The sequence below is a fragment of the Cryobacterium sp. Hz9 genome (assembly GCF_004402825.1).
Taxonomy (GTDB): Bacteria; Actinomycetota; Actinomycetes; order Actinomycetales; family Microbacteriaceae; genus Cryobacterium; species Cryobacterium gelidum.
Map to the genome: position 1 here is coordinate 24,392 of NZ_SOFC01000009.1, position 26,545 is coordinate 50,936.

Here is a 26,545-nt window from a genome sequence, read left to right on the forward strand (position 1 = left end):
GGAATCCGTCTTGAATTGGCTGGCAAACTCTTGTCTGCCGGAGTACGTTGAGAAACATAACCTAATCAGCTATTAATTTTCGTTTGATCCCCGTCATTTCGGCGAATGCTCGTGAACAGCAGAGGACATCGTGATACCTGACTCCCTGACCCAGACCCAGTACGACACCATCTACAACATGTTCTCCCTCGTGATCGCTTCGCAGTTGTTCACGTCTCTTTTTCTGGTCATCTGCCTACCGCGAGTACTTCCGCGCTACCGCCAGGCGATGACCGTTGCGGCCATCGTTTGTGGCATTGCGGCGTACCACTACTTCCGCATCTTCAACTCCTTCACCGAAGCGTTCGTTACAGAAGCCGTCGGCGGCCGCGGGAACTATGCCCAAGTCGCCGGAGCATCCTTCAACGAGGGCTACCGCTACGTCGACTGGCTACTGACCGTGCCGCTGCTGCTGCTTGAGCTCGTGGCCGTTCTGGCCTTGGCGCGTAAAGTGCAGACCAGCCTGCTCACACGGCTGATTCCCGCCGCCGCCCTCATGATCGCCCTCGGCTACCCCGGCGAAATGGCCGGCGACAACATGACCCGCGGCATCTTCGGCCTGCTGTCCTCGATCCCGTTCGCATACATCCTCTACGTGCTTTTCGTCGAACTCACTCGATCGCTGGAACGTCAGCCCGCCACAGTGCGCAAGACCATCAGCCTGCTGCGACTGCTGCTGCTAGCCACCTGGGGCGTCTACCCGATCGCCTACCTACTGCCCGGCATCGGCATCGACGGATCCGACGCCTGGGTAGGCCTGCAAATCGGCTACTCCGTGGCCGACATCCTCGCCAAGTGCCTCTACGGCCTGATCATCTACCGCATCGCACGCATGAAGTCCTTCTCAGACGATCAGACCTTCGCCGACTCCGAACTATCACTGGAAAACATAACAGGCCTCAAACGATCCACCACCAAATCGTAGGTGGCGCTGGAGCTAACAGCGGCGCTTGTGCAGCCGAAAGTGGGACGTACGTTCTCGGTGCCGGCCGCTTGCAGAGCAGCGATCGACTTCCGGCGGAGCACGGCGACAAGCGTTGGTGGTGTCAAGGAATCGCTCACCGTGTCCTCGCGGCGCAGCGGAGAGGACGGCCCTCGCTGACATATCCGGTCGCTTCAATAAAATACGGGTCGCAGTCAACGAGAAGCTCGTGACCGTGGCACCTGAGGCGTTCTGAGCGGACTCTGCTGTGGCCGACGGCCTGCGGTCTCACCGAAGAAGAGCGACGCACTGCCGGTGTTCCGGCCCGGAACGGGGGCTTCGCAGTTGCCTTCATGGGCCTGGGGCGATGCGTGTGATCATTCATCGTCTCGGTCAGACGCGGCTCAACCGCCGAACTTAGCGGGCATAGTGACGGAGGACCCAGCAGCGTGGCAGGCCTGGGCAATGGCAGACGTAAGACTGCGCCAGTCAGCGGTCTCATGATCAAATCGTGCACCGCTGGCTGAAGGCTCCGCTGCTTTCAGGAACGACACGGAATCCTGACAGGGTCCCCGACCTCAAAATCGTGCACTAACACGTGGTCGTACCCGGTGACAACTATGTCCAGCTGGGCAACGAGTCGACCGTCGCTCAAGACCCCGGCCGCAAAACCGGGTGCAGTGTGTCCTTTCATCGAGGCTATTGCCGTGACTTGTCCGCAAACATGGTCTGTGCTGGGGGTGGATTCACCTGGTTACGGGGCGGTCTCGCCGGTGGCGCCGCACCGATCCGTGCCTCCCCGATGGCTGGAGGATCTCACTGCGCTTGACAGCTGAACCAGCATCTCGTCGCTATATCGAACGGGATCAGGGGTGCGAGATACCCATGGGCTGCTGTGGTCTAAGGAGTCGCAATCAGGCGCGGCATGACGATGTCGGTTCTTGACACATTTCCGGCAGCATGCCACACTCGACCCTAGGCCGAATGGTCGATCAACTAATGAATAAATATTTGACTCATCGTGAATAGTTTCAAAGGAGAAACGCATGCACAGGACTAAATTTCGACCGAAAAGTATGATCGCCTCCGCAGCCGCGCTGTCGGCCGCCCTGCTCTTTACCGGCTGCAGCGCGACTGTTGCCCCGGCAGACGCTTCCGGGAACGGCAGCGAGAATGGCAAAACGATTGGGATCGCAGTCGCGGACCAAAAATCACTGTTCTACGTCGCAGCAGTGGACGGAATGAAGCAGGCTGCAGACGAGGCCGGTTATAAGCTCGTCACGCTCTCCGCCAACAACAATTCCGGTCAGCAGGTCAACCAGGTTCAGGATTTGATCACCCAGCAGGTCGATGTGATCATTTTCATCGCCCAGGACGCGACGTCAGCAGCAGCCGGCGTCAAGCTGGCCAATGACGCCGGTATCCCGATCGTTGCCGTCGACCAAAAGCCTGAGTCTGGCAACGGCAAACTTGCGACCTATATCGCGACGGACAGTGTCGCGGCAGCCGAGAAGCTGTGCACCTGGATGTTTGACCAGTTCGGTGGCGCCGGCGACATAGCGATCCTCCAAGGCCCGCTCGGCTCCACCGCGGAGTTGCAGCGCAGCGAAGGCTGCGCAAACGCACTGGCGAACTATCCCGACGTTAAAGTCGTCGCTCAGGAATCAGCCGGTTGGGACGAGACCAAGGCATTCACCGCCGCGCAGAATATCCTGACGGCAAATCCCAACTTGAAGGCAATTTTCGGCGAAAGCGACGCCATGGCTCTGGGCGCAGCTAAGGCTGCACAGCAGGAAGGCCGCACCGGCCTGGTCTTCGTCGGTATCGACGGATTTCCGACGATGTTCACGGCGGTTGCAGACGGACTCACCCAAGCCACGATGGCGCAGCAGCCGTACCTTATGGGGCAACTGTCGGTTCAGGACGCGGTGAAGATTGCCGAGGGAAACGGCGGCGACATTCCCGCACTGCAGTACCAGGACACGGTGCTCGTCACCGGTGAGAACGTCGCTGACAACGATCCCGCGAAGTTCTACGGTCCCGACTTCAAGTAATCGAACAGCTGCCGGTGGGAGACGTGGTAACCACGTTGGACCGTCTCCCACCGGCCTCTATTCCGATCGCGATGAATGGATGAGAGTGGTACAGACACTTACACAAACAACTCACGACGGCCGGGCAGACGGAGATTCTGCGGGTCTCATTTGCACGGGGCTGTCCAAAAGCTACTGGGGAATTCCCGTACTCAAGGACGTTGACATTACGCTCCGGCCCGGAAACGTCATTGGACTCATCGGCGAGAACGGGGCCGGAAAGTCGACAACGTCGTCGATTATCGCGGGCATAGTTGAAGCCAACGGCGGGTCGATGACCATTGACGGCGTCCCTTACGAACCAGCTCGGCCTTCAGACGCATTAAAAAATGGCGTCGCGCTTATTCACCAAGAGATTCGGATGGTTCCTGAGCTGTCGGTAGCGGAAAACATTTTTATCGGGCGGCTGCCTCGTCGCCGAGGAGTGATCGATCGGAATCGCATCAACGACGAGGCGAGGGAATACCTCGAGCTCGTCGGTTCACAGACTGACCCACGCCGCTTCGTTGCCGGACTTTCCATTGCGGCGCAGCAGGAAATCGAGATTGCACGCGCCCTCTCCCGCGAACCGAAATACATCATTTTCGATGAGCCCTCGGCTTCCCTCGGACAGTCCGAAACGCAACACGTTTTCGCCCAGATCGCAGCGTTGAGACAACGTGGCGTGGGGGTCGTGTACATTTCCCATCGCCTCGACGAGATCAAAGAAGTCGCGGACACGATCGTGTGCCTCAGGGATGGAGCGTTGGTGGGAAATTGGCCAGCGAGTGAGATCACGAAAGACGAAATGGTCAAGGCAATGGTTGGCCGCGACTTTGTCTTTTCGCACCGGGCGCCCAAGCCCGCTACCGACGAGATCGCACTCTCGGTCACAGGATTGAGCAAAACCGGAGTATTTGAGGGCATCGACTTCGATGTTCGTCGCGGAGAAATATTCGGCTTCGCTGGCCTCGTGGGGGCTGGCCGAACCGAGGTCGTGCGAACCATCGCCGGGGCAGATCAAGCCGACGCCGGAGAGATCAGCGTGCGCGGCGGGGTCGTTCATATCAGAAACCCACGGTCTGGCATCGACGCTGGGATCGCGATGGTTCCCGAGGACCGGAAGGGCCAAGGACTCAACCTGGACCGCACCGGTGCCGAAAACATCACTCTCCCGTGGGAGAAAGAGCTGAGCTCAGCCGGAATTATCACGAAGAAGAAGGTGACGGCCACGGCGAACAAGCTGCGCGACTTCCTGGACATCCGCGGACGACTCGACATTCCCGTGGGCTCTCTCTCCGGCGGAAATCAGCAGAAGGTCCTGCTGGCGAAGTGGCTAGTGAACGAACCCAAGGTGCTCATCCTCGACGAGCCCACCAGAGGGGTCGACGTCGGAGCGAAGATGACGATCTACGAGACCATCAGAGCACTAGCCGAAACCGGCGTCGGCGTCATCGTCGTCTCATCAGAACTCGAAGAGGTACTCGGCCTGTCGCACCGCGTGCTCGTGATGTCCGGTGGCCGCCAGCGTGCGATTCTCGACCGCGCGGACGCGACACCGGAAGCAGTCATGGCCCTTGCGCTCAGCAACGTCCCAAGAGAATCCCCACTCGAGTCGCCAATCGACGGCGAAGAAGAGTTCCGAACGCCGATCAGCACGCAGGAGAACTGAATCATGGCCATAGTCGACCGCAACGTCACCCCACCTCGGCCAGACTCTCCGCCCACGCAGAGCGAGATCGCGCCGCGGTCTGCTGCGTCCGGCAACACGAGTCGAGTCCGGCAAATAATGAGCCAGATTCCCGGTCCCCTGATCGGCCTGATCGTTATATTCGTCGCACTCTCATTCCTATCCCCGTACTTCCTGACCCCTCGCAACTTGCTCAACATCCTGAGCCAAGTCTCAGCTGTCGGCGTCATGTCGGTCGGAGCTCTTCTGATCATCCTCCTGGGAGGCATCGACCTGTCGGTTGGCTCCGTACTGGCGCTCAGCTCCATGTCCATGGCCGCGATTTACAAAATGGCCGGGTGGCCTTTCGAAGTCGCGCTGCTCGCGGGCCTTATCGTGGGCGCCCTCGTTGGCCTCATCAACGGCATCCTCACCGCCTACGGCAAACTGCAACCGTTCATCGCGACGCTGGCAACTATGTCGGCAGCGGCTGGCCTCGCGTTGTTCATCACCAACGGCAACCCAATCACGGGGTTCCCCGACTGGTTCATTGCGATCACAGCGACGAGCATTCTTGGCGTTCCTATTGAAGGCGTTATTCTCGTCGCGATATTCGCCACTGCGGCATTCTGGCTCAAGTTCAGGCCGTCGGGCCGTGCGCTCTATGCGATCGGCGGAAACGAGGAGGTGGCTCGCCTATCCGGACTTTCCGTGCGGCGCGCCAAAATTTTGGTCTACACCATCGCCGGATTACTAGCCGCAGTAGCCGGTCTTCTGGTCACATCGCGACTCGACTCCGCTCAGCCCACCGCTGGCGCTGCCGACCTCCTGAACGTTATCGCCGTAGTGGTCATCGGCGGAGCCAGCCTCTCTGGCGGATCGGGCAGCCTCCTTGGCACGTTCGTCGGACTCCTCATCATCGGAGTCCTGAATAACGGAATGTCGCTGCTGAACGTCTCCGCCAACCTCCAGCCCGTGGTTATTGGCGCCGTCATCGCCGCCGCGGTACTTACTGACCGAAAGTCGAGCAGGAGACACACATGAGTGCATTCGCCACGATCACCGATCCCACCGACCTCGACGCGATCCGCGCGGTCATCGCCTCAACACCCGACGCGGTCGAACTGGTGCCACTCGGCATCCGCTCACTGGTGATATCGCCCGAAGCGAGCCTCGGCTTGGTCCCAGCGGTGAAGGGCCTGATAGCCGTTGGATCGACGGGAATGCAACGAGTCGTAGTGCTCGTCGACGAGACGACCATCCTGCGCGACGGCCGCGACCTGAAGCAGCAACTGTGCGAACTCCTTGCCGAGGCGTTCGCGGTCCAGATTGTCGTGCTTGGTCACGCGGGACAGCTGCACGCCGACGAAGACGCGCTCGAAACTGCGACGGCTGCCATTGAAGGATATGACTGCGCCGTGGCGATCGGTAGCGGCACGATTTCGGACATTGGAAAGGTGGCCACCGACCGCCAAGGTGGAATCCCGCTCGTGATCGTGCAGACCGCAGCATCCGTCGACGGCTTTACCGACAACGTCTCGGTGGTCTTGCGCAATGGGGTGAAGCGCACTATTCCGTCCCGGTGGCCCGACGTCGTGCTCGCCGACACGACGACAATCGCAGACGCACCCGTTGCCATGAACACTGCCGGTTTCGGTGAGGTGCTCTCGCTGTACACCGCTCCTGCCGACTGGGAACTCGCCAACCGCCTGGGCTTTGACAATAGTTTTCGGCTGACCCCCCGGGATTTCCTGCTCGAGTTCGCCGGCGACCCCGCCACCTGGGCAGACGGTCTCGCCAATGGTGCGCCCGGAGCCGTGCTGGACCTCACCCGGATGCTCGCCATCCGCGGAATGGGCACAGGGATTGCGGGTACCACGGCCTGCCTCTCCGGTGTTGAGCACGTCGTTTCGCACATGCTCGACATGTACGCCGCCGCCCACAACCTGCCGACCGGCCTCCACGGAGCCCAGGTTGGCGTTGCAACTCAGGTCGCGTCCGCAGCGTGGGACCTACTGCGCCGCCGGGTCGCCGAAGGTGAGTTCACCCTACGTTTCCCCGCAGCGAGCGACCTCGAACAGCACGTGAAGCGAGCGTTCGATGTGTGCGACGAGACCGGCGGTCGCGGTGAGGAATGCTGGTCCGATTACGCCCGCAAGATCAAGGCGTGGAACGCCGACCCCGAGCGTATGAAGGGCCTCGTCGCCGACGCGATCTCCGATGGTGTCGCTATCGCTGCCACAGTGCCCACGCCCGCGTCATTGTCGGCCGGTCTGCTCGCCGCGGGCTCACCCACCACCCCGGGCGACCTTGTCGAATGGGTCACCCCGGATATCTGGCGGTGGGCTGTCGCGAACTGTCTTTTCATGCGCGACCGGTTCACGGTCATCGACCTGCTCTTCCTCCTTGGTTGGTGGACGCCGGCCGACGTGGACGTGGTGATTGAGCAGGCCTTTCAGACGGAGAGTGAGCCGACGTCATGAGCGATGATCGCGTGGTCATCGCGGTGGACTGCTCAACCACCGGCGCGAAAGCGAGTGTCTGGAACGCGAATGGCACCGAGGTTGCCAGTGGGCGGGCCGAGCTCGACTTGAGTATCCCCGCGCCGGGGCGCGGTGAACAAGATCCGCGCCAATGGTGGACAGCTATGCAAAGCGCGGTGCGCAGTGCCGTCGAGGGCCTCGACGTCAGCCGTGTTGTCTCCCTGACCGTAACTCACCAGCGCGAGAGTTTCGTATGCCTCGACGTCGACGGCGAAGCCGTGCGACCCGCGATGCTCTGGCTCGATTCCAGGGCCGGTGAGCAGGTGGACCAGTTTGGTTCGGCTGATGTGCACGACCGCACAGGGAAGCCGCCGAACACGACCGTTTCGTACTATAAATTGCTGTGGCTGGCCGAGCATGAACCCGAGGTTTTGCGCCGAACGGCGCACGTCGTCGAGGTGCACGGCTATCTGGTGCACCGCATGACCGACCTCTGGGCGACCTCGACCGCAAGCATGGACCCCACCGGCCTCGTCGACATTCGAACCGGCGACTACGATGCAGCTGTCCTGACGCACCTCGGTCTCGACCGCTCTCAACTGTGCGCCCTGCACTCTCCCGGAGACGTCATCGGGGGCCTCACGATCGATGCCGCCGAGCTTCTTGGCCTGCTCCCTGGCACGCTCATCGTCGCGGGAGCCGGTGACGGACAGTGCGCCGGCCTCGGGGCGGGGGTCGCGGCACCGGGACGGGCGTACCTCAATATCGGCACGGGCTTGATCTCCGGCACCTACTCCTCTCACTACCAGCCCGACAGGGCGTATCGGGCGATGATGGGTACCATTCCAGGGAGCTTCGCATACGAAACCTTCGTGGGGGCCGGCACATACATGATTTCCTGGTTCATCGATACGTTCACCCACTCCTCGGAGAAGTCTCGAGGCGGAATCGAGGCGGCCCTGGAGTCCGAAGCCTCGGTGGTGCCCAGGGGCAGTGACGGCCTGTACGTTGTCCCCTACTGGAACGGAGCGCTCACGCCCTACTGGGACCATGAGGCCCGCGGGATCATGGTGGGCCTGCAGGGTGTGCACCGCCGCGCCCACATCTACCGCGCCGTGCTCGAGGGCGTTGCCTTCGAACTGCGGCTCAGCCAGGACCAGGTCGAGCAGGCCACGGGGGACACCGTAGAAGAATTCGTCGCCATGGGTGGCGGGTCGCAATGCCCGCTCTGGTGTCAGATAATCGCGGACGTTCTGCGCCGGCCCGTTGTATTGTCGCGCCAGAGGGAAACAACCTGTCTCGGCGCCGGCATGCTCGCGGCCTTCGGGGCGGGACTTTTTCCCAGCATTCGCCACGCCGCCGAGGCCATGAGTGCCACCGATTTGCGATATGAACCCGACCCGAAAGCGGCCGACGACTACGAAGCGCTTTATCGCCGATACGCGGCGATCTACCCCGCGTTCCGCTCCTTTTTCCACGACCGGATCGAAGTGATGGCGTGAGTGAAACGACAGCGACCAGCCTCGGCCTGCCCGCGGCGCCGACGGGGGGCACCGCACTGCGGGCGCTGCCCAAACGGGTCTACGACGCCTACCTGTTCGACCTGGACGGCACCATTTATCTGGGCGAGGAGCTTCTTCCAGGAGCGCTCCAGCTCCTGGCGCACCTCCGCGAGACGCAACGTCGGGTGGTGTTCCTCTCGAACAACCCAACGCTCGACCGGGCAATGTACGTATCCAAACTCACGAAACTCGGCATTCAGGTTGCACCCGAGGAGGTTGTCAACTCCGTGGTGAGCATGGTCGCCTGGCTCAGTCGCGAACACCCCGGTAAAACGGTTTACCCGATCGCTGAACAACCGCTGATTACGGCGCTGCGGGATGCGGGCATCCCTACGTCGTCCAACCCCGACGAGATAGAGATCGTCTTGGCGAGCTATGACCGAGGGTTCGACTATTCCAAGCTTCAAATAGCATTCGACGCTTTGTGGAAGCGGGATGCGATCCTCGTGGCGACCAACCTTGATCGCTATTGCCCATTTCCTGGTGGCCGCGGCGAGCCTGACGCGGCGGCGATTGTCGCGGCGATCGAGGCGTGCACCGGTGTGTCCTGCGTCGCCAACGCCGGAAAGCCCAGCGTGATCATGCTTGAAACGGTGATGGCGACCCTGGGGCTACGGCCTGAGCAATGCCTCATGACGGGCGATCGGCTCTACACGGACGTGAAAATGGCCGTGGATGCCCGGATGGACTCCGCGCTCGTTCTCACCGGAGACGCCGACCTCGACTCGGTGGCGCGCACCGCTGCAGCGGACCAGCCCACCTACATTCTCGACCGAGTGGACCATGTCATTCCGGCGGCTGTACGGCATCAACTCGGTTGGTCTGATGTCCCATCGGATTCGCTTGCAGTGGGACACAGAAGTGCGTAGCATAGAGTTTCACAACGCGAATGAATATTCACTCGCGAACGCAGACGAAGACGTCGAGAGAAAGGCGGTTCCCAATGGCCGAACTGGCACGCGATACCCTGCGTGAAATGCAGCTGCGAATGTTGAGAATCCGAGCGTTCGATGAGCGTGCATCCAAGATGGTGAAACGAGGCCACATTCCCGGCACCGTTCACACCAGCATCGGGCAAGAAGCGCAGGTTGTCGGCGCCACCATGGCCCTCGGCGCCGGTGATTACATGAGCGGAAACCACCGCAGCCATGGCCACCCCATCGGAAAAGGCTCACCGCTCGGCCCGCTCATGGCTGAGCTTGTAGGCAAGGCGACGGGCGTCTGCAAAGGCAAGGGCGGCTCGCTGCACCTTGCTGACTTCGCGGTGGGAAGCCTCGGCGAGTCCGGCATCGTGGGGTCGTCGATCCCGATCGCCAATGGAGCAGCCCTCTCGTCGAAGGTGCTGAACAACGGCAAAGTAGCGCTCGCGTTCTTCGGCGATGGAGCCGCCAATCAGGGCGTCCTCTACGAGTCGATGAACATGGCCGGCGTGTGGGACCTCCCGATGATCTTTCTGTGCGAAAACAACCAGTACGCGCTGAGCACCCCGGCTCACACCGTGACATCGGGCATCATTTCCGAACGTGCCGCTGGATTCGGGATGCCCGGAATCAGAGTTGAAGAAGGACAAGACGTTCTGGCTGTCTACGACGCGGTCTCCGCAGCGGTAGCACGGGCGCGCGCCGGGGACGGCCCCACACTGGTGGAGGTCATGACCTACCGGTACAACGAACACTCCGAAGGGCTGAGACTAGGTACGGACTACCGAAACGCCGAAGAGCGCGAGGCCTGGTTGAAAAAAGATCCGATCATGCTCTTTCGCCACTATCTGGCATCCCATGGATTCTCTGACGATGAACTCGATGGCCTCCAAGCCACTGCGCTCGCCGAGGTCGACGCGGCTGTCGCATTCTCGGACGCGAGTCCCTACCCCGATCTTTCGGTCGCCTTCGACGACCTCTACACTGACAAGGAGTCCGCAGCATGACTGTGATGAGCTATCTGGGTGCTATCGGCGCAGCCCAGCGCGAGGCCATGGACGCCGACGAGCGCGTCATAATCATCGGCGAAGACGTCGAAGCCAATGTCTATGGCACGACCGGCGGCGGCAAATCCCGCAGCGACAAGGGTGATTTTTTGCAGCGCTACGGCAAGAACCGCATTCGCAACACCCCGATCTCCGAGGAGGGCATTGTCGGCGCGGCCGCTGGTGCTGCGATGACCGGGCTGCGCCCGATAGTCGACCTCTCCTACTCGAGCTTCCTCTACATGGCCATGGACCAGTTCGTGAACCAGGTGGCGAAAAACCGGTACATGTTCGGCGGCCAGGCCTCTATGCCCGTGGTCTTCCGCTCCGCCATGTTCTATGGACTGAACACCGGCGCGCATCACTCGGACCGTCCGTATCCGATGTTCATGAACGTCCCCGGACTGAAAATCATTGCCCCCGCCACGCCCTCAGACGCAAAAGGGCTTCTCCGCTCCGCGGTCGATTCCGACGACCCAATCCTCAGCTTCGAGGCCTGCCTCCTGTGGAGCGCGAAGGAGGACGTAGACGAGAACGAGTTTTGGGTGCCGCTGGGCGTCGCACGCACGGCGCGGGTAGGAACGGATGTCACCGTCGTAGCTATCTCGAGCTCAGTGCCGGAGGCCGTGGCTGCAGCGGAAGAACTCGCAAAGGAAGGCGTGTCCGTCGAGGTCATTGATCCACGAACGCTCGTTCCACTCGACCGTGATGCCATTTTGCGGTCGGTGGCGAAGACGGGTCGATTGGTCGTTGCCGAGCCGGCGCACCGCACCTGCGGTGCAGCGGCGGAGATCAGTGCGCTCGTCGCGGAAGAAATCTTTGATTCGCTTAAAGCCCCGATCATTCGTGTAACGGCACCGGACATGCAAATTCCCTTTAGTCCCTCGCTCGAAAAGCAGATGTATCCGACGAAGGCCACCATTGCGGCCGCCATCCGGCGCGTCGTCGACCTGCCGGCGCTTCAGCCGGTCGCAGCCGCAGTTTAATTACGAAAGAGGATCAAATGGCGCGTATAGATGTGTTGCTTCCCCAGTGGGGAATGGGAATGAGTGAAGGGGCAATCGTCGAGTGGCTCAAGAAGGTGGGCGACCACGTCGATGAAGACGAACCCCTGGCGGAGGTTGAGGCGGAGAAGGTTGAGGAAACCCTCGAGTCACCCGCCACGGGAACCCTGGTGGAGATCTTGGTCGAGGAAGGTGCCTCAGTCGAGGTCCGCACCATTCTTGCTGTGATCGAAACCGACTAAACGCGAGCGTAGACGAAAACAACGAAGGAGGAGGAGCCATGAGCGCATCTTTAGTGAACGCCGGCGACACCCGCGCACCCTATGACCTCATCGTCGTGGGTGCCGGTATAAATGGACTCGGCATAGCGCGCGACGCTGCCGCGCGTGGCTTGCGAACCATCGTCATCGACCAGGAAGATATTTGCAGTGGTGTGTCCGCGTGGTCGGGGCGACTCATTCACGGTGGCCTCCGATACCTGGAGCATAAGGACTTCGCCCTGGTGCGCGAATCCCTGAAGGAGCGCGAGCGCCTCTTCAAGCTCGCTCCGCACCTCGTGAAGCCTGTGCCGCTTCTCATGCCTTTCTACGCCCGCAACAAGCGGCCGTCGTGGTTGATCCGCCTTGGCATGATCGCCTACGACGTACTCTCGTGGGACAAGAAGCAACCCAATCACAGCATTCTGACGAAGCGCGCGGTGCTGTCCCGCTTCACCGGGATGGAGCCTGCTGGACTCACAGGTTCCGCGGTCTTCATCGACGGGCAGGTTGAATATGCTGAGCGCCTCTGTGTTGAACTCGCGGTGGCAGCAAAGAGTGACGGGGCCGACATCGTCACCCACTCCCGAGTCGATGGGCTCCTGAAGTCCGACTCTCGAGTGACCGGCGTCGAGTACATTGATTCGATCACCGGAGAACGTCATTCCGTGCGCGGACGCGTGGTCATGAACGCCGCTGGCCCGTGGGTCGACCGCCTGCTGGCTGATTTTGGGGGAGTCAGTTCACCCCGATTCATCGGCGGCTCCAAAGGCAGCCATATCGTCGTGGCTCCCTTCCCCGGGGCTCCTCGTGACGTCGTGTACTACGAGTCGCAGGCGGATGGCCGTCTGGTCCTCGTCATACCGTGGATGGACAGATACCTCATCGGGTGCACCGACAACCTCTACGACGAGGAGCCGGACTCTGCTCGCGCAGAACAGTCGGAAATCGACTACCTGCTCAACGAGGTCAACACTCTCGTGCCGGGCGCAAAACTCAGCACCGACGATGTTCTGTACACCTATAGCGGGGTGCGGCCATTGCCCTACGCGCCCGGTGTGCCCGAATGGAAGATTCCGCGCAGTCACATCATCCACGACCACGCTAAAGATGGCGTCGAAGGCCTCTTCTCCGTTATCGGGGGCAAGCTCACGACGTTCCGGCAGCTCTCAGAGGACGCCGTCGACTTGGCGCTTCGCAGCCTGGGCGCCAAGAAGGTCAAAACAATCACTTTGACGAGCCCACTTCCTGGTGCTCGAGTCGCGAACTATGAGACGTTCTCGAAGGCGTTCATTTCGAACGGTGCTCTGCCACCATTAGTGGCGAAGCGCCTCCTCGCTCTGTACGGAGTGCGGGCAGCGAACATAGTGGCTCTCGTGAGTAACGACGCCAGTCTTGCTGAGATCGTCGACGAGAAGTCGGGGGCTCTGGCCGCTGAAGTGGTCTTCGCCATCAATGAAGAATTTGCGCGAACTCTCACAGACGTTATGGCGAGACGTCTTCTGCTGGCGTTTGAACCGGATCACGGCATTGAGGGTGCCGAGCGGATCGCGACGATCATGGCGGCCATCAATGGCTGGGATGAAAACCGTATCCAGAATGAGATCGACGGCTACGTTGAGTGGCTCGGCCACCTAGCCGTCCCCGGCCGACCCACAGCGCAAATTCCGGGTCGCACGACATCCGGTGCACGTGAAAGTGGGTTGACCGTCGGCGACGTCGGCGTCCACGCCGGCCGGGCAGACCTATGACAGGCCGCTATGTCCTCGCGCTCGACGAAGGGTCGAGCAGCGCGAGGGCGGTACTCGTCGATACGGACGGGCGGATCGTCGCCGAGGCATCAAATTCGCTCACGCCCCTTTTCCCCAACCACGGCTGGGTTGAACTTGACCCGGCCCAGCTGTGGACTGCGATGCGGGCAGCGATCGACGAGGTAATGGACCGGTCGGGGTTGACGGCGCGCGATATCGCAACGGTCGGGGTGACAACTCACCGGGAGACCTGTCTGATCTGGAACCGATCCACCTCCATCCCCGTTCACAATGCGATCATGTGGTCTTCCCACCAGACCGATGAGATCGTGCAGCGCTGGTCCGACATGGGGCTCGACGCCGAGATCCGCACGCGCACCGGCCTCCGGAACGACTCGTTTTTCTCAGCCCCCAAACTGGCCTGGTTCATCGAGAATGTCCCGGGACTCAAAGCGCTTGCAGGCACAGGCGCCTACGCTGCCGGAACGGTCGACACCTGGCTTGTCTGGAACCTCACCGGCGGGCGTGAGCACGTCACCGATGCGACATCGGCGTCGCGAACGGCATTGCTCAACATCGACCAACTCGTGTGGGACGACCGACTGTGCGACGTGTACGGAATCCCTCAGGAGCTACTCCCCGAGGTGCGTGCTTCCAATTCGCACTTCGGCTACCTTGACCCCAGCATTCTGCCCGGCGGCGCCGGTCATCACATACCCATCCACGCGATCATCGCTGATCAACAGGCCGGGCTCTTTGGGCAGGGATGCTTCGACGAGGGTTCAGTCAAGAACACGTTTGGAACCGCTGGCGTGCTCGTCGCCAACGTCGGGAGCAGCCCGCTGCTCCTGGCCGGAATGACTACCAGCGTGGCGATGAACATTCCTGGACTCACCAGCTACGAAGTCGAAGGGGTGGTATTCCACAGCGGGCAGACGCTTCATTGGCTGCGTGACAAGATGCGGGCAGTTGGATCCATAGCGGAGATGGAGCGCATCGCAGAACGGGTCACGGATACTCAGGGCGTGTACTTTGTTCCCGCGTTCGCCGGCCTCTGCGACCCTTACTGGGACAAAGACGTCCGCGCATCAATTTTTGGGTTGACCCTTGACACGGGCATCGACCAAATTGTTCGCGCGGCGCTCGAAGCCATGGCGTACCAGACGCGCGACAACCTTGATGCTTTGCGCGCCGGCGGTATGAACGTGACGTCGCTGAAGGTAGATGGAAAAGCGGTCTGCAACAACTTCCTGTGCCAGTTCCAAGCAGACATCCTCGGCATGCCGGTCGTTCGGCCGGAGGGCCTCGAACGCACCGCTCTCGGAGTTGCCTATATTGCGGGAGCGGAGGTGGGTCTTTGGAACGCGCAAGATCTCGTGCGCGAAACGTGGCGCGCGGAGCGAGTATTCGAGCCCCGTATGAGCAGCGATCGTCGCGACCAGCTCTACGGCGGTTGGCAGGCCGCCGTGCGATCCGCGCGCATGATGCCGCCGGCACCACCTCACCCGACTAACGGGACGGTCCCAGATTCCGTCCCGATACTGGCCGCACACTGACGTGCTGGTCCAACAACAGAATCAATCGAGAGGATCATGATGACCACGAAGACAGCCGAAAACTACGTTGCCCGCGCCCGAGCAGGCGGCTATGCGGTAGGTGGTTTCAATATGCACAACCCTGAGACCACGCAAGCACTGATCGAAGCGTCAATTCGCGCTCAATCACCAGTGTTCCTGCAGGTTGGGCGGGCGATCGTTCCTCACATGGGCCTCGAGGCCGCCTACCGCATGACCCGTCGTGAACTTGACGGCAGGGGAGCGGATGCGGTTGTCCACCTCGACCACGGAACGTACGACGAGGTGTTCGAAGCGCTGCGTCTCGGATTTGACTCGATCATGTTCGACGGCTCGCACTTGCCATTCGAAGAAAACTTGAAAACTACCCGCTACGTCGTTCAGGTCGCCCATTCATTCGGCGTTCCAGTGGAAGCCGAACTGGGCAGCATTCCCGATGCATCCAATGGGATCGACTGGTCGGCGCACTACACCAACGTCGACGAAGCCGAAAGATTCGTCGCGGAAACCGGTGTCGACTTCCTGGCGATCTCGGCAGGCGTGATGCACGGCATCACTTCCGGTGACCCCCTGCCCCTGGACATCGAACGAATCCAGCGCATTCGGGATGTCACGGGCGTTCCCCTCGTTCTGCACGGAGCGTCGGGAGTACCGGAGTCGGATATCAGCGCCGCGATCGCGGCTGGTGTGCACAAGCTGAACGCCGATACCGATCTGCGCCATGCCTTTCGCCGCGGAATTGAAGAGACCTGGGCCCAGGGTGACCGCCAGCTCGAAGATGCCATGTCTGAAGGAAAGCGCCAGATGATCGTCGCGACGATCGCAAAGATGCGCGAGTACGGGTGTGCCGGCGCCTCGACGACCGCCGTCTTGACCGAAGCGCGGGCGTGATGACGCAACCACTGGATCTCGACGAGGGTCAGCGCACCGAGCTGAAGGGTATGCGTCGAACCGCGGCGCGGCGCATGGTCACGGCGTGGGAAGCGCCGGTGTTCCACCTCACGGTAGAGGTCGACATGACGGAGGCGTCGCGTGCCAAGGTCGTCGTGCCGGGGGCGACAGTGACTGACGTGCTTGTTCGCGCAACCGCGCATGCGCTGACCGTGGTGCCGGCGGTGAATGTCCACGTCGACGGCGAAGCGGTCGTATCTTTCCCCCGAGCTCACGTCGGTATCGCGGTCGCCACAGATAAGGGTCTGACAGTACCGATTATTCACAACGCCGATCAGTTGGATCTTGAAGAGATCGCTCAGCGCAGGCGCGACATCGTCGGCCGTGCACGTTCCGGCGGACTGGGGCGCGACGACATCACTGGAGGGACGTTCACGATTTCGAATCTCGGCATGCTCGGGGTGACCCGCTTCGATGCCATCGTGAATGCGCCCCAAGCCGCGATCCTTGCGGTTGGAGCCACGATCCGCCGAAATGTCTGGACTGAGGATGGCGGGGGGTGGCGGCCGATCGCCGAACTGACCCTGACGTCGGATCACCGCGCCCTGGATGGCGCGGTTGCGGCCGAGTTCCTCGCGGCGTTAAAGACGAAACTCGAAGCGCCGCTCTAACAGAGTGCATGCGGTGACGGCGGCGGCGGCTCGCGGTGCGGGCCGCCGCTCACCTGCGATTACTCCCGCAGGAGTCGCTCTGCCGTTTCCATATCCGTGATCAGGGTGTCGATCCAGTGACCGCGCAGGGCCGCGCGCACAGCCTCGTACTTCGACCTTCCACCAGCGACGGCAAATCGTCCGCCCTTTGCGGGAAGCTGGGCCAGGGTCACGCCGATCACAAGGGAGTCAAGCTCGCTCTCGATCGGGATTCCTTCCGCGTCGATAAACCTGAGGTTGATCTGTCCGACGGCGCCGAGCGACTTTGCCATTTCGAATTGTTCTACTGTGAAAAAGTTGCCGCCCGGCTCCAACGGTGCGTCGATATTACAGGTACCAATACCGACAAGGGCCACGTCCAACTCATCTAACGCCGCGATCGCTTCGCGGGTGTGTGCGTCGTAGCTAATCATTGCTTCACGCACTTCCGCAGAAGAGAGAACCCCCGGAGCGCGGATGAACAGGGGAGTCCCACCGATCAGGTCGGCAAAGCGCTGCGTGGAACGGGTGGAATCATGCTGCAGCTGTGGCGGGCCGACGTCCCCGAGCATCTCGACGATGCGAGTGGCGTCGGACTTCTTTTTCGACGGTTCGAGGGTAGCCACGAGTGAACGCAGTGACCGGCTCCACGAAGTGAAGCCAATAGTTTTCCCCGATAATTGCATTGCCGAGAGGATGAGCGCGGCGGCCTCGCCGAGGTCGCGATTGATGCCGGCCTCGTCGTTCGGATCCAGCGCCTCCACGACGTGAACCTGGGACAACCCATAGCGCCCCTGAAGATCTTCTTCGATCTCCGCGTGCAGGCCCTCCGGGATGACAACAATCGTTCGCACGATTTTCGCTTGCTCGGCGGCCTGCAGTAGCCGGGAAACGCGGGCTTGCGATATGCCCAGGTTCGCCGCGATCTCGATCTGGCGGATGCCGTGCGTGTAATACATGCGCGCCACCTTCGTCATGAAGCGGCGCGGTTCAGAATCAGCAGCCAAGGCTTTTCCTTTCGCTAAGATACTTGAGTGTATCAAGATTCGTCAATTGCAAGAATATCCAGCACGATCTAGGCTATTTCTGGAAGCGATAAATTCGAATCAATGCGTGAGGAGGCCGACGGATGGCGATCCCACGGCGTGTTGGCCCGTGTCGAATTCGTCCAGCCCTGCATCCTGGCCGCGACAGCAACCAGGACTGCACCCGCACCTCGTGGCGTGCAGACAGAACTGCCAGCTGATCAGTCAAGCGAACGGTCTCCTGTCCATGAATACAGAAAATAGGTCTCGCACGTCATGACCGATGCGAAACAGCTGCCCGCTCGCATGCCGGAATTATCACTGGGCCGGGTCGGCACCACAGCGCAAGACGACATCGACGAAAGCTTGCGTGTGCTCCGCGGCATGCAGGAAGACCTCAACGATCATGCTCGGATCAGGGCTTACCGCCCCGTTCCCACCGTGGCGTTCAGCCGGCGGGAGAGTTTGATGCCAGAATTCGCCGCCGCGTCGGCAGCGGCTCGTGAGCACGGCTTTGACCCGGTGATTCGCCTCGCAGGAGGACGGGCGGTGGCGTATGACCAGACCTGTCTCGTCATCGATCTCATGGCACCGCTGGCGCTCTTCAACAATCACATTGCGGCCTTCGATGCCGGCGCTGCCTCTTTTCGGGACGTACTGATGGACCTGGGCATCGACGCACGAATAGGGCAAGTCGCCGGCGAATACTGTGCGGGTATCCATAGCGTAAACGCGCGGGGGCAGGTGAAGATCGTGGGAATCGCTCAGCGCGCCATGCGCCGAGCCCGGCTTCTCACCGCTTGCATCGTGCTTGAGACACCCGGGCGACTGAGTCCAGTCGTGGACGCGGTCTACAGCGCCATGAAACTTGATTGGTCGCCAGAGAGCCTGGGAAGCGTGCGCGACGAGGGGGTGCAAGGGTCACCCGACGAAATCGTGCACGAGCTTGTGACGGGGCTCCAACAACGACACGCCGCATGGGCGCTGCCGCAGGCAGCCCCCGTTCGAGGTGCGCTTGCGTGAGTAGCCCCTCAACCGTCGCAGACGACTCCGCCGGATGCTCGCCATTCATCGTGGTCTGGACCGGCACAGGAGTTTCGTCGGACGCGGATCAGCGGATGTTGTACAGCGCTCTCGCCTCGTCCGCGGTCGCTATGGGCCGGCCGACCTCCCGAGCGATGTCCTGGGCTTGCTGAAGCAGTTCAAGGTTTGTCGGGTTGCGGGCCGGATCATAGAACAGCTCCAGGCCGGTCTTGATGTGACCCCCGAGCTCGATCGCCCTTCGGAGAATTGAGGTGTCATCGAGTGCCCCCTGACCCCAGATCGAGATGTACCACGGGTGCTTCACCTTCGCTTCCTCGATCATCCAGAGGTAGTAGTACAGGCTCTCAAGACTCGGCTTCATTCCGTTCGTCCCGATAGGATCCGTGGCGGTGAGGCCGTAGTCTCCGATGAGGTAGAAATCCCACATGGAGCCGGGCGTGGAGAGCCCGTTGTTGACGTAGTGCATGGCGTGGCGAAGGTGCCCAGGTTCGTAGACGCCGAAGACCATGGGGGTACCGTGCTCACGCAGCATCTTGATTTGGCTGCCGACGCGCTCGTAGTTGAACCCGAATTCGGGGCCGGCGAGGTAGCCCTCGGCGTCCGCTTGCGTAGCGAAGAGCGTGAGTCCGGTGTCGACACAGGCGATCCGAACGTTTGCCTTCTCGATGAGGAAGGGAACGTGCTGGAGCCCGTTCTCGTCGCCCTTGAGGCGAAGATTGTTACAGGTGGTGGGGTACCACGTTATGTCAGGGTGCTTTTGCAACACCTTGTCCCACGTGCGCATGTAATCCTTGTACGCGTCTTCGCCCATGAGATCGAAACTGGTGTTGTGGGCGTGGATCGCGCCGGCACCGGCCTCCCAGCAGCGTATCGCGTCTTCCGCAATCTCCTCGTAAGAAATGGGGGTGTTCGGGTTCATTTCTTTGGTACGGATCCCATTGATGTGAGACTCAATGATGACCGGGTAATCCCAGTTCGGCTTCATATCTGCGTACTTGTCGAGGGCAGTGCCCATGATCCACTTCGCTTTCTCGTGAAGACTGCATCGGTAGCGATCCGACGCTTCGGCAAGACCCGACGACGGCATTTGATCCCTGTCCGCAGACTCTAGCGCAGGTTCTGGGCCCCAATTTCACGCATTCGACGGAGTCTCTAAGCGAGGCAACCGCACAGCGCCACACGCGGATTTGAGCAAATTGACACAATTCGTTGACATGCAGACCCGGTCAAGATGTAAACTGAATATGTACGCACATGTTGAATATAAAACGCAGCGCTGATGCGGCACGGAACAAGGAGGTTCTACATTGTCGAATTCGTTTGAGGTCCGTCCGTACGAGATCCGCATCCCCGACGCAGATCTTGACGACATGATGGAGCGGCTGAAGCGGACACGGTTTCCCCAGGACTTTGGGAACGAAGATTGGCGCTACGGCTACAACACCGAGTATCACCGCACCCTTATCGACTACTGGATCAACGAGTACGACTGGCGCGCCGTGGAGCGCCAGATGAACGAACTCCCACACTTCAAAGTGGATGTGATGGGCGTTCCCCTTCACTTCATTCACGTGCGCGGCAAAGGGAAGAACCCGATGCCGCTGCTGCTCCACCACGGTTGGCCCTGGACGTTCTGGGACGTGCGCAAGATCATCGAGCCTCTGACAGACCCGGTGAAGTACGGCGGCAAGGAATCCGACTCGTTCGACGTGGTTCTCATCTCACTGCCCGGTTATGGGTTCTCGTCACCGCTGACGGAGACGGGATGGAACTTCTGGAAGACCGCCGATCTCGAAAACGTGCTCATGAAACAGATTCTCGGGTACGACCGCTACGCGACGGCGGGGGGCGACTGGGGAGCGCTGATCGCCCAACAGCACGGTCACAAGTACGAATCAGACGTCATCGGGGTCTACACCCACTTTCCGGCTCAGATGTCGCATTATCTCGCGGAACATCCCGATCAGCCGGAAGGCGTCAGGTACGACTCTGCTCTGGGACTGCCGGCGGCGAGCGAGTACTCCGCGGACGAAGCCGGGTGGTTTGATCGCGGCAAGCTGTTCGTCGAGAATGAAAGCGGCTACGGGGAGCTCCAACTGACGAAGCCACAGACACTCGCGGCGCTTGTCGCCGACTCCCCGGCGGCTCAGCTAGCGTGGATCACCGAGAAGCGGTACTTTTGGGGACTCGCGGAACGTGGTAGCGGCACTGCGGCATTCGAGAAAGTCTGGCCAAAAGATGACTTGATCACGACCGCCGCGGTGTACTTTCTTACCGGAACGGGAGGGACCTCTTCCCGGTACTACTGGGAGTGCCGCGGAAATCCCTGGACGCCGAGTCACAGCCGCTTCCCCGTTGTGGGAGCGCCGACTGCGGTTTCGATCTACCCGGGAGAAATTTACAAGCCTCCGAAAACCTGGACGGAAAAGTATTTCAACCTCAAGCAGTACCGGGTCCACGGCAGCGGTGGCCACTTCGCTCCTCTGGAGGAACCGGATATCTACGTAAATGACGTTCGGGATTTTTTCCGAACCTTGCGCTGACGCATGATCTCCCGGCGCCACATCGTAACGAATCGGTCACGTGTGGACTGTGGGGTGAAATCCTCTTGCGCGCACGCGCAAGTACCCTTATCCTCACAGTGAATCAAAATTTATTTACTGAATAAAAATGCAAGCGACTTGAATTCAAGCCTTACCCACGACAAAGGAGTCAAAGATGTCTCTCAGAAACAAACGCGGCGCGCTCCGACTCGCCGCTTTCGCGGCCGTCGCTGCGCTCGCACTCGCCGGGTGCACGTCGACCGCGGGTGGAACCGCTACCGGTTCCTCCGGGCCGATCGCCAAAGAGGATCTCGTCCTCGTGGCATCCGTCATCAATACTACCAACCCCTACTTCATTGCCAACATTGAAGGGGCGAAGGCTCTCTCCAAAAAGCTTGACATTCCCCTCGAGATCATTGACTCGCAGGGCTCGTCGCAGACTGAAATCTCGAAGATCCAGGCCATCCTGGCGCAGGGCAAAAAGGTCGTGATGTTCGTCAACACCGTAGCGAGCTCGGACACCCCGACGATCGTGGACGCGGTGAAGCGTGCCGGTGGCTACGTATCGATTTGGTGGAACAAGCCAGATAACTTCGAACCCTGGGATTCGGGCGACAACTTTGTGGCCTTCCAGAAGCACCCCGGTGTGGACTCTGGTCGCTGCAACGCTCAGGCGATCGGCGATGCGCTCGGTGGCAAGGGCAATGTCATCATGTTCCCCGGAGTGCAGGACAGCACGACCAGTCAGACGCGTGTCGCCGGCTTCGAGGCTGAAATGCGTGAAAATTACCCCGATATTAAGATCCTCGAGAACCAGCCCTCGAACTGGGACCCGCAGCTCGCCAACCAGAATGCAAAGGATCTGATCGCCAAGTACGGAGATCAGATCAATGGCGTTTGGAGCGCCGATGACGGCATGCAGCTCGGCGCGATCCAGGCCTTTGACGATGCGGGTTTGCTGGACAAAGTGAAGTTCGCCTCCGATGGCCTGTACCCCGACACGGTGAAACTGATGAAGGAGGGCTACGGAAATAACGCCATCGTCGGGGAAACTTTCCACCGCGGCTACATGGCCTCCGCCATCGGCCTGTACACGGCCTACCTGGCCGCGACCGGAGAGATCGTTCCGTCCGAACTGCCGAAGGAGAAGCGCACGAGCTTCTTCGACATTAAGTGTGTGACGCCCGACACCCTTGGCGAGTACCTCAAGTACGACACTCCCACGGCGGCAGCTGATTTCGTCGACCAGCTCGTTGAGAAGGGCCCGTGGGACACCGAGCCGGCGACCCTCACCGGCGGCGGTGGGCCCGAGGTCCTGCCCAAGCCGTAGCATTACGGCCAGCCTGTTCCCGGCCCTCGTCTAATCGATGAGGGCCGGGAACAGGCGCATCACCACTATGCGATCGGTTTCTGCGAGGAGAATGCTCATGGTTGACAAAGTTTTATCGGAACAGGGCGCTGGGAGTATAAGCACCACCGCGATCAGGATCCGCGAATCCGGCATTGAGCGCCGCGCTCGGTTCCGCGGTCTCGCCGAGCCGCTGAGTCTACTCGTGGCGCTGGCCGTCCTTATCGGTGTGTTTTCCTTGCTCAACGAACGTTTTCTGACTGCCTCCAACTTTCAGAATGTACTGACCCAGTCCGCCATCCCCTTGATCGTTGCTGTGGGGGCGACCTTGGTCATCCTCCTCGGATCGATCGATTTGTCCGTAGAGGGAGTCATGGGGGCAACCGGAATGACCTGGATCCTCCTCAGTGCCAATTCGCGCGGAGGAGTGGACCTGGGGCCATGGGCTTGGGTTATCGCGCTCGGCGTGGCACTCGTGCTCGGTGTGGCCAGCGGCCTCATTTTCACCGCACTGAAGGTTCCCTCATTCATCGTCACTCTGGGAATGTGGTATGTCGGGCTCGGAATCGCCACCATGCTCTATGGGACCGACCTCCTCCCTCGCCTCGAGGACGAGGGGCTCAAGGGCTGGACCTCCACCATTACTTTGGGGCTCCCTAATTCGTTCTGGGTGGCGCTGCTCGTCATCGGTCTCGGCATATTCGTTCTACGCAGTACCCGGATCGGCCGAGTGACTCTCGCCATTGGAAACAGCGAGACCATCGTGCGCTCGGCGGGCCTTCCCGCTTTCCGTGTAAAGGTCGCCGTCTTCGCCATCGCCGCTCTGCTGAGCGGTCTCGGCGGCATCCTGGCCACTGTTCAACTCGACATCGGGTCACCCACCGTCGGCTCCGGTGTGCTCTTCATCGTCATCCCAGCCGTTGTCATCGGAGGAACGCACCTCGGCGGCGGAAAAGGGGGGATCCTGCGCACGGTATTGGGCGTATTCCTGCTCACGATCCTCAATAACGGCCTGATACTCTCCGGCGTTGAGTCGAGTTATCAGTCGGCTGTTACCGGCGCGATCCTGGTCGCCGCCATCGTGTTCGCCGCGTGGTCGCAGCGCGACAGATTGCAGGTGGCAAAGTGAACGACGTCATCACAACTCCCGCAGTGCTTCGCCTCGACAGCGTCTCCAAAAGCTTCGGATCGAATCGTGCCGTTCGCGGGGTGTCGCTTGAAATCCAATCGGGTGAGGTCATCGGCCTGATCGGAGAAAACGGCGCTGGCAAGTCCACGCTACTGAAGATCCTCTCGGGCAACTATCGCCACGATGAAGGAACAATCGCGGTAAACGGGCAGGCAGTCCAGTTCCGCGGACCAGCCGATGCCCTGCGCGCGGGGATCGGGGTCGTTCATCAGGAGCAATCGCTGTTCACGAACCTCACCGTCGCCGAAAACATCGAGGTGAACACCCCGATCGGCCGGGGCGGGGTCAACCGCCTCGGGCTATACAACTGGCGACGCCTGTACGCCGACGCGGCCAAGGCTCTCGACCTCATCGGATCGCACTTGAATCCGAAGACGCGGGTCAGCGACCTGTCGTTCGTTGATCGCCAGATGGTCGAGATCGCAAGGGCGATCCGGGTAAGTGCTGCCAGCCACACCACTCCTCTCGTGATCCTCGATGAACCGACCGCGATCCTGGAGAGGACCGAGACCGCGATCCTGGAGAGGGAAATTTCTAAGCTTCGCGACATCGGCTCGGTAATCTTCGTCTCGCACCGCCTCGACGAGGTCATGCGCATCTGCGACCGCGTAGTCGTCATGCGCGATGGTGAATTAATCGCCGACCGTCGAGTAGATGACGTGACCGAAGAGGAACTCTTCCGCCTCATGGTTGGTCGGGAGACCCACGCTGCTGTTCGAAACCGGCGCAGTATTGAGCCGACGAGCAGTCCAGTCATCTCGATCCACGACCTCACCCGAGCAGGCTCCTATGCGGATGTGTCGATCAATGCCTACCCCGGCCGAATCCTGGCCATTCTGGGCACCAGTGGCTCCGGCCGCGAGTCCGTGGCGCGTGCGATATTCGGGGCCGAAGGCTTTGACTCCGGATCGGTCTCGATCGCGGGCTACTCCGGTCGCCAGTTGTCCATCAAGCATGCCGTCGACCTTGGGGTCGGCTATGTCCCCGCGGAGCGCAAGACTGAGGGAATGGTGGGGGAAATGCCAGCGGATCAAAACATCACGCTCACGCATCCCGGCTCCGCAGCACTTGGGCCGTTCGAGCTTCCCCGACGCAGGCTTGCTCTGGCACGGATGTGGTTTGAGAAGTTGGACATCCGGCCGAGGGAACCCGAGCATATGCTGCAAGACTTTTCTGGCGGCAACCAGCAGAAGGTTGTCCTCGCGAAGTGGTTGAACTCTTCGAATTTGAAGGCGCTCGTGCTGGACCACCCGCTCCGAGGCCTCGACCCGGGCGCGGCCGAAACAGTCAATGCGCAGATCCGGTCGGTGTGCGATGACGGCACCGCAATCATCCTCATACCCGACACGATCGATGAGGCATTAGATATCGCCGATGACATCGTGGTGATGCGCGACGGTCGGATCTCAGGGGTCTTCGACCTCGGCCACGATAGTCCCGCGACTCTGGACCTGCTCGAAAGGATGCTCTGATGTCCAAGATTGACAACGAGACAACGAAGGTTGCCGTCCCCGTCCCCGTCCCCGCCCCCGTCCCCGCCCGCGCTAAGTTCCCGTCCGTGAAGCGCATCGGAGGCTGGCATGCGATTGGCCCGATCGTCATCTTCCTCGCGATACTCCTGGTCGTTGCGATCCTCACGCCAGCTTTCATCGGGGGAGGAGGATTGGCGATCATCGCGTCGTCGTCGGCCCCTATCCTCCTGCTGGCCCTCGGGCAGGCAATGGTGCTCAACGTCGGGTCGATCGACCTGTCGAATGCCGCGATCGGCCTGTTGGGTGCAATCCTGCTTGCGCTCACGCTCGGGCCCGTAGCGGGTCTATCGCCGCTGATCGTTCTCCTTGCCACCACGGCTTTTGGAGCCGTGAACGGTTTGATCCTCGCCTATGCGCAGGTACCGTCCTTTGCGCTGACACTCGGCACGCTGGGAATTTTTCAAGCCGTCGCGCTCGTGGCCAGCGGCCGCACGACCGTCTATGTCTCCAGCAACGGGGAGGGCGTTCACTCGTTGTATGAAAGCGGAATCGCGAATGTGCCGATGACGTTCTGGATGGGCGTGCTGCTTGCGGTCGCTCTCTGGGTACTTCTGCGCTATACCCGCGTAGGCCGAGGGATGACGGCCATCGGGAAGAACGAGTCCGCCGCGATCTTCTCTGCGGTCCGAACGCGCTCGCTCAAGGTGCTGGCGTTCGCGCTCTCTGGGTTCGCCGCCGGACTCGCCGGCATCGCGATCATCGCGCAGGCGGGTTCCGCGTCGCCCACCGGCCTTGGTAGCGACCTGCTGCTTCCCGCCATCGCCGCAGCGCTGATCGGAGGAACGTCGATCTCCGGGGGCGTCGTCAATCCGCTCACGGTGATCTTCGGAGCGCTGACCGTTGCACTTGTTCCCATCGCGACGACCGCAGTCGGTATCGACGCCCAAGCGCAGAGCCTGGTCTACGGCGCGGTCATCATCGCGGTGGTCGCCCTCACCATGTCCCGCAACAAGTCAAGCATTGTCAAGTAACCAACGAGAGGGAT

The 26,545-nt window shown here is 61.0% G+C and carries 22 protein-coding genes; 20 read left to right on the top strand and 2 right to left on the bottom strand.

All coding sequences use genetic code 11. The features are described from left to right. Positions 1-130: 130 nt before the first annotated feature. From E3N85_RS03725 to E3N85_RS03790, 14 genes are all read left to right on the top strand, one after another. Entirely contained in the window at positions 131-964 is an 834-nt protein-coding gene (locus E3N85_RS03725) for a bacteriorhodopsin-like (RefSeq protein WP_198412044.1), read from the top strand. Positions 965-2,037: 1,073 nt separating this feature from the next. After that, positions 2,038-3,015 carry a substrate-binding domain-containing protein gene (locus E3N85_RS03730; RefSeq protein WP_134459519.1) on the top strand — a complete coding sequence of 326 codons (978 nt, stop codon included), beginning with the start codon at positions 2,038-2,040 and terminating at the stop codon, positions 3,013-3,015. A gap of 79 nt (positions 3,016-3,094) precedes the next feature. Then, positions 3,095-4,705 carry a sugar ABC transporter ATP-binding protein gene (locus tag E3N85_RS03735; protein WP_134459522.1) on the top strand — a complete coding sequence of 537 codons (1,611 nt, stop codon included), beginning with the start codon at positions 3,095-3,097 and terminating at the stop codon, positions 4,703-4,705. A 117-nt stretch (positions 4,706-4,822) separates the two neighbouring features. Then, the gene (locus tag E3N85_RS03740; protein ID WP_241978290.1) at positions 4,823-5,746 is read left to right on the top strand and encodes an ABC transporter permease; all 924 of its coding nucleotides are present in this window, start codon (positions 4,823-4,825) and stop codon (positions 5,744-5,746) included. Further along, complete coding sequence (locus E3N85_RS03745) at positions 5,743-7,185, top strand: iron-containing alcohol dehydrogenase (protein WP_134459528.1); 1,443 nt, start codon at positions 5,743-5,745, stop codon at positions 7,183-7,185. The genes E3N85_RS03740 and E3N85_RS03745 overlap by 4 nt, the downstream gene beginning before the upstream one ends. Further along, complete coding sequence (locus tag E3N85_RS03750; protein ID WP_134459531.1) at positions 7,182-8,687, top strand: FGGY-family carbohydrate kinase; 1,506 nt, start codon at positions 7,182-7,184, stop codon at positions 8,685-8,687. Before E3N85_RS03745 ends, E3N85_RS03750 begins: the two co-directional genes overlap by 4 nt. Then, positions 8,684-9,616, top strand: coding sequence for an HAD-IIA family hydrolase (locus tag E3N85_RS03755; RefSeq protein WP_198412045.1), 933 nt, complete (start codon positions 8,684-8,686; stop codon positions 9,614-9,616). The genes E3N85_RS03750 and E3N85_RS03755 overlap by 4 nt, the downstream gene beginning before the upstream one ends. A 74-nt stretch (positions 9,617-9,690) precedes the next feature. Further along, complete coding sequence (locus E3N85_RS03760) at positions 9,691-10,674, top strand: thiamine pyrophosphate-dependent dehydrogenase E1 component subunit alpha (protein ID WP_198412046.1); 984 nt, start codon at positions 9,691-9,693, stop codon at positions 10,672-10,674. Then, positions 10,671-11,699, top strand: a complete 1,029-nt coding sequence (locus E3N85_RS03765) for an alpha-ketoacid dehydrogenase subunit beta (RefSeq protein ID WP_134459533.1) — start codon at positions 10,671-10,673, stop codon at positions 11,697-11,699. The genes E3N85_RS03760 and E3N85_RS03765 overlap by 4 nt, the downstream gene beginning before the upstream one ends. Positions 11,700-11,716: 17 nt before the next feature. Further along, entirely contained in the window at positions 11,717-11,959 is a 243-nt protein-coding gene (locus E3N85_RS03770; RefSeq protein WP_092341282.1) for a biotin/lipoyl-containing protein, read from the top strand. A gap of 38 nt (positions 11,960-11,997) precedes the next feature. Further along, positions 11,998-13,725: a glycerol-3-phosphate dehydrogenase gene (gene glpD, locus E3N85_RS03775; protein ID WP_134459536.1), complete on the top strand. Its 1,728-nt coding sequence runs from the start codon at positions 11,998-12,000 to the stop codon at positions 13,723-13,725. Beyond that, entirely contained in the window at positions 13,722-15,281 is a 1,560-nt protein-coding gene (locus tag E3N85_RS03780; protein ID WP_134459539.1) for a glycerol kinase GlpK, read from the top strand. The genes glpD and E3N85_RS03780 overlap by 4 nt, the downstream gene beginning before the upstream one ends. Before the next feature lie 36 nt (positions 15,282-15,317). Continuing rightward, a complete protein-coding gene (locus E3N85_RS03785) occupies positions 15,318-16,190 on the top strand; it encodes a class II fructose-bisphosphate aldolase (RefSeq protein WP_206751235.1) in 873 nt (290 codons plus the stop codon). After that, complete coding sequence (locus tag E3N85_RS03790) at positions 16,190-16,861, top strand: 2-oxo acid dehydrogenase subunit E2 (RefSeq protein ID WP_134459745.1); 672 nt, start codon at positions 16,190-16,192, stop codon at positions 16,859-16,861. Before E3N85_RS03785 ends, E3N85_RS03790 begins: the two co-directional genes overlap by 1 nt. A 59-nt stretch (positions 16,862-16,920) precedes the next feature. Here E3N85_RS03790 and E3N85_RS03795 read toward each other — a convergent pair whose 3' ends face one another. Then, complete coding sequence (locus tag E3N85_RS03795; protein WP_134459545.1) at positions 16,921-17,856, bottom strand: sugar-binding transcriptional regulator; 936 nt, start codon at positions 17,854-17,856, stop codon at positions 16,921-16,923. A 324-nt stretch (positions 17,857-18,180) separates the two neighbouring features. Here E3N85_RS03795 and E3N85_RS03800 point away from each other — a divergent pair, with 324 nt between their 5' ends. Then, a complete protein-coding gene (locus E3N85_RS03800; protein ID WP_134459548.1) occupies positions 18,181-18,927 on the top strand; it encodes a lipoate--protein ligase family protein in 747 nt (248 codons plus the stop codon). 88 nt (positions 18,928-19,015) lie between these two features. Here the strand turns inward: E3N85_RS03800 and E3N85_RS03805 are convergent, their stop codons facing one another. Beyond that, on the bottom strand, positions 19,016-19,963 hold the full coding sequence (locus tag E3N85_RS03805; RefSeq protein ID WP_166783844.1) for a 3-keto-5-aminohexanoate cleavage protein: 948 nt from the start codon (positions 19,961-19,963) through the stop codon (positions 19,016-19,018). 292 nt (positions 19,964-20,255) lie between these two features. Between E3N85_RS03805 and E3N85_RS03810 the strand changes: the two genes are divergently transcribed. The 5 genes from E3N85_RS03810 (at position 20,256) to E3N85_RS03830 (ending at position 26,531) form a co-directional block, all read left to right on the top strand. Next, positions 20,256-21,491 (top strand): epoxide hydrolase family protein, encoded by a 1,236-nt coding sequence (locus E3N85_RS03810; protein WP_134459553.1) that lies wholly within the window; start codon positions 20,256-20,258, stop codon positions 21,489-21,491. 175 nt (positions 21,492-21,666) lie between these two features. Continuing rightward, complete coding sequence (locus tag E3N85_RS03815) at positions 21,667-22,821, top strand: sugar ABC transporter substrate-binding protein (protein WP_134459556.1); 1,155 nt, start codon at positions 21,667-21,669, stop codon at positions 22,819-22,821. Between the two features lie 97 nt (positions 22,822-22,918). Next, a complete protein-coding gene (locus E3N85_RS03820; protein WP_166783845.1) occupies positions 22,919-23,968 on the top strand; it encodes an ABC transporter permease in 1,050 nt (349 codons plus the stop codon). Next, complete coding sequence (locus E3N85_RS03825; RefSeq protein ID WP_166783846.1) at positions 23,965-25,500, top strand: sugar ABC transporter ATP-binding protein; 1,536 nt, start codon at positions 23,965-23,967, stop codon at positions 25,498-25,500. Before E3N85_RS03820 ends, E3N85_RS03825 begins: the two co-directional genes overlap by 4 nt. After that, on the top strand, positions 25,500-26,531 hold the full coding sequence (locus tag E3N85_RS03830; protein ID WP_134459565.1) for an ABC transporter permease: 1,032 nt from the start codon (positions 25,500-25,502) through the stop codon (positions 26,529-26,531). Before E3N85_RS03825 ends, E3N85_RS03830 begins: the two co-directional genes overlap by 1 nt. Positions 26,532-26,545 lie beyond the last annotated feature (14 nt).

Coding starts and splice junctions, on each gene's coding strand:
- E3N85_RS03730 (WP_134459519.1), top strand. CDS start 2,038: ATGATCGCCTCCGCAGCCGCGCTGTCGGCCGCCCTGCTCTTTACCGGC.
- E3N85_RS03735 (WP_134459522.1), top strand. CDS start 3,095: ATGAGAGTGGTACAGACACTTACACAAACAACTCACGACGGCCGGGCA.
- E3N85_RS03740 (WP_241978290.1), top strand. CDS start 4,823: ATGAGCCAGATTCCCGGTCCCCTGATCGGCCTGATCGTTATATTCGTC.
- E3N85_RS03745 (WP_134459528.1), top strand. CDS start 5,743: ATGAGTGCATTCGCCACGATCACCGATCCCACCGACCTCGACGCGATC.
- E3N85_RS03750 (WP_134459531.1), top strand. CDS start 7,182: ATGAGCGATGATCGCGTGGTCATCGCGGTGGACTGCTCAACCACCGGC.
- E3N85_RS03760 (WP_198412046.1), top strand. CDS start 9,691: ATGGCCGAACTGGCACGCGATACCCTGCGTGAAATGCAGCTGCGAATG.
- E3N85_RS03765 (WP_134459533.1), top strand. CDS start 10,671: ATGACTGTGATGAGCTATCTGGGTGCTATCGGCGCAGCCCAGCGCGAG.
- E3N85_RS03770 (WP_092341282.1), top strand. CDS start 11,717: ATGGCGCGTATAGATGTGTTGCTTCCCCAGTGGGGAATGGGAATGAGT.
- glpD (WP_134459536.1), top strand. CDS start 11,998: ATGAGCGCATCTTTAGTGAACGCCGGCGACACCCGCGCACCCTATGAC.
- E3N85_RS03780 (WP_134459539.1), top strand. CDS start 13,722: ATGACAGGCCGCTATGTCCTCGCGCTCGACGAAGGGTCGAGCAGCGCG.
- E3N85_RS03785 (WP_206751235.1), top strand. CDS start 15,318: ATGATGACCACGAAGACAGCCGAAAACTACGTTGCCCGCGCCCGAGCA.
- E3N85_RS03790 (WP_134459745.1), top strand. CDS start 16,190: ATGACGCAACCACTGGATCTCGACGAGGGTCAGCGCACCGAGCTGAAG.
- E3N85_RS03795 (WP_134459545.1), bottom strand. CDS start 17,856: ATGACGAAGGTGGCGCGCATGTATTACACGCACGGCATCCGCCAGATC.
- E3N85_RS03800 (WP_134459548.1), top strand. CDS start 18,181: ATGACCGATGCGAAACAGCTGCCCGCTCGCATGCCGGAATTATCACTG.
- E3N85_RS03805 (WP_166783844.1), bottom strand. CDS start 19,963: ATGGGCACTGCCCTCGACAAGTACGCAGATATGAAGCCGAACTGGGAT.
- E3N85_RS03815 (WP_134459556.1), top strand. CDS start 21,667: ATGTCTCTCAGAAACAAACGCGGCGCGCTCCGACTCGCCGCTTTCGCG.
- E3N85_RS03820 (WP_166783845.1), top strand. CDS start 22,919: ATGGTTGACAAAGTTTTATCGGAACAGGGCGCTGGGAGTATAAGCACC.
- E3N85_RS03830 (WP_134459565.1), top strand. CDS start 25,500: ATGTCCAAGATTGACAACGAGACAACGAAGGTTGCCGTCCCCGTCCCC.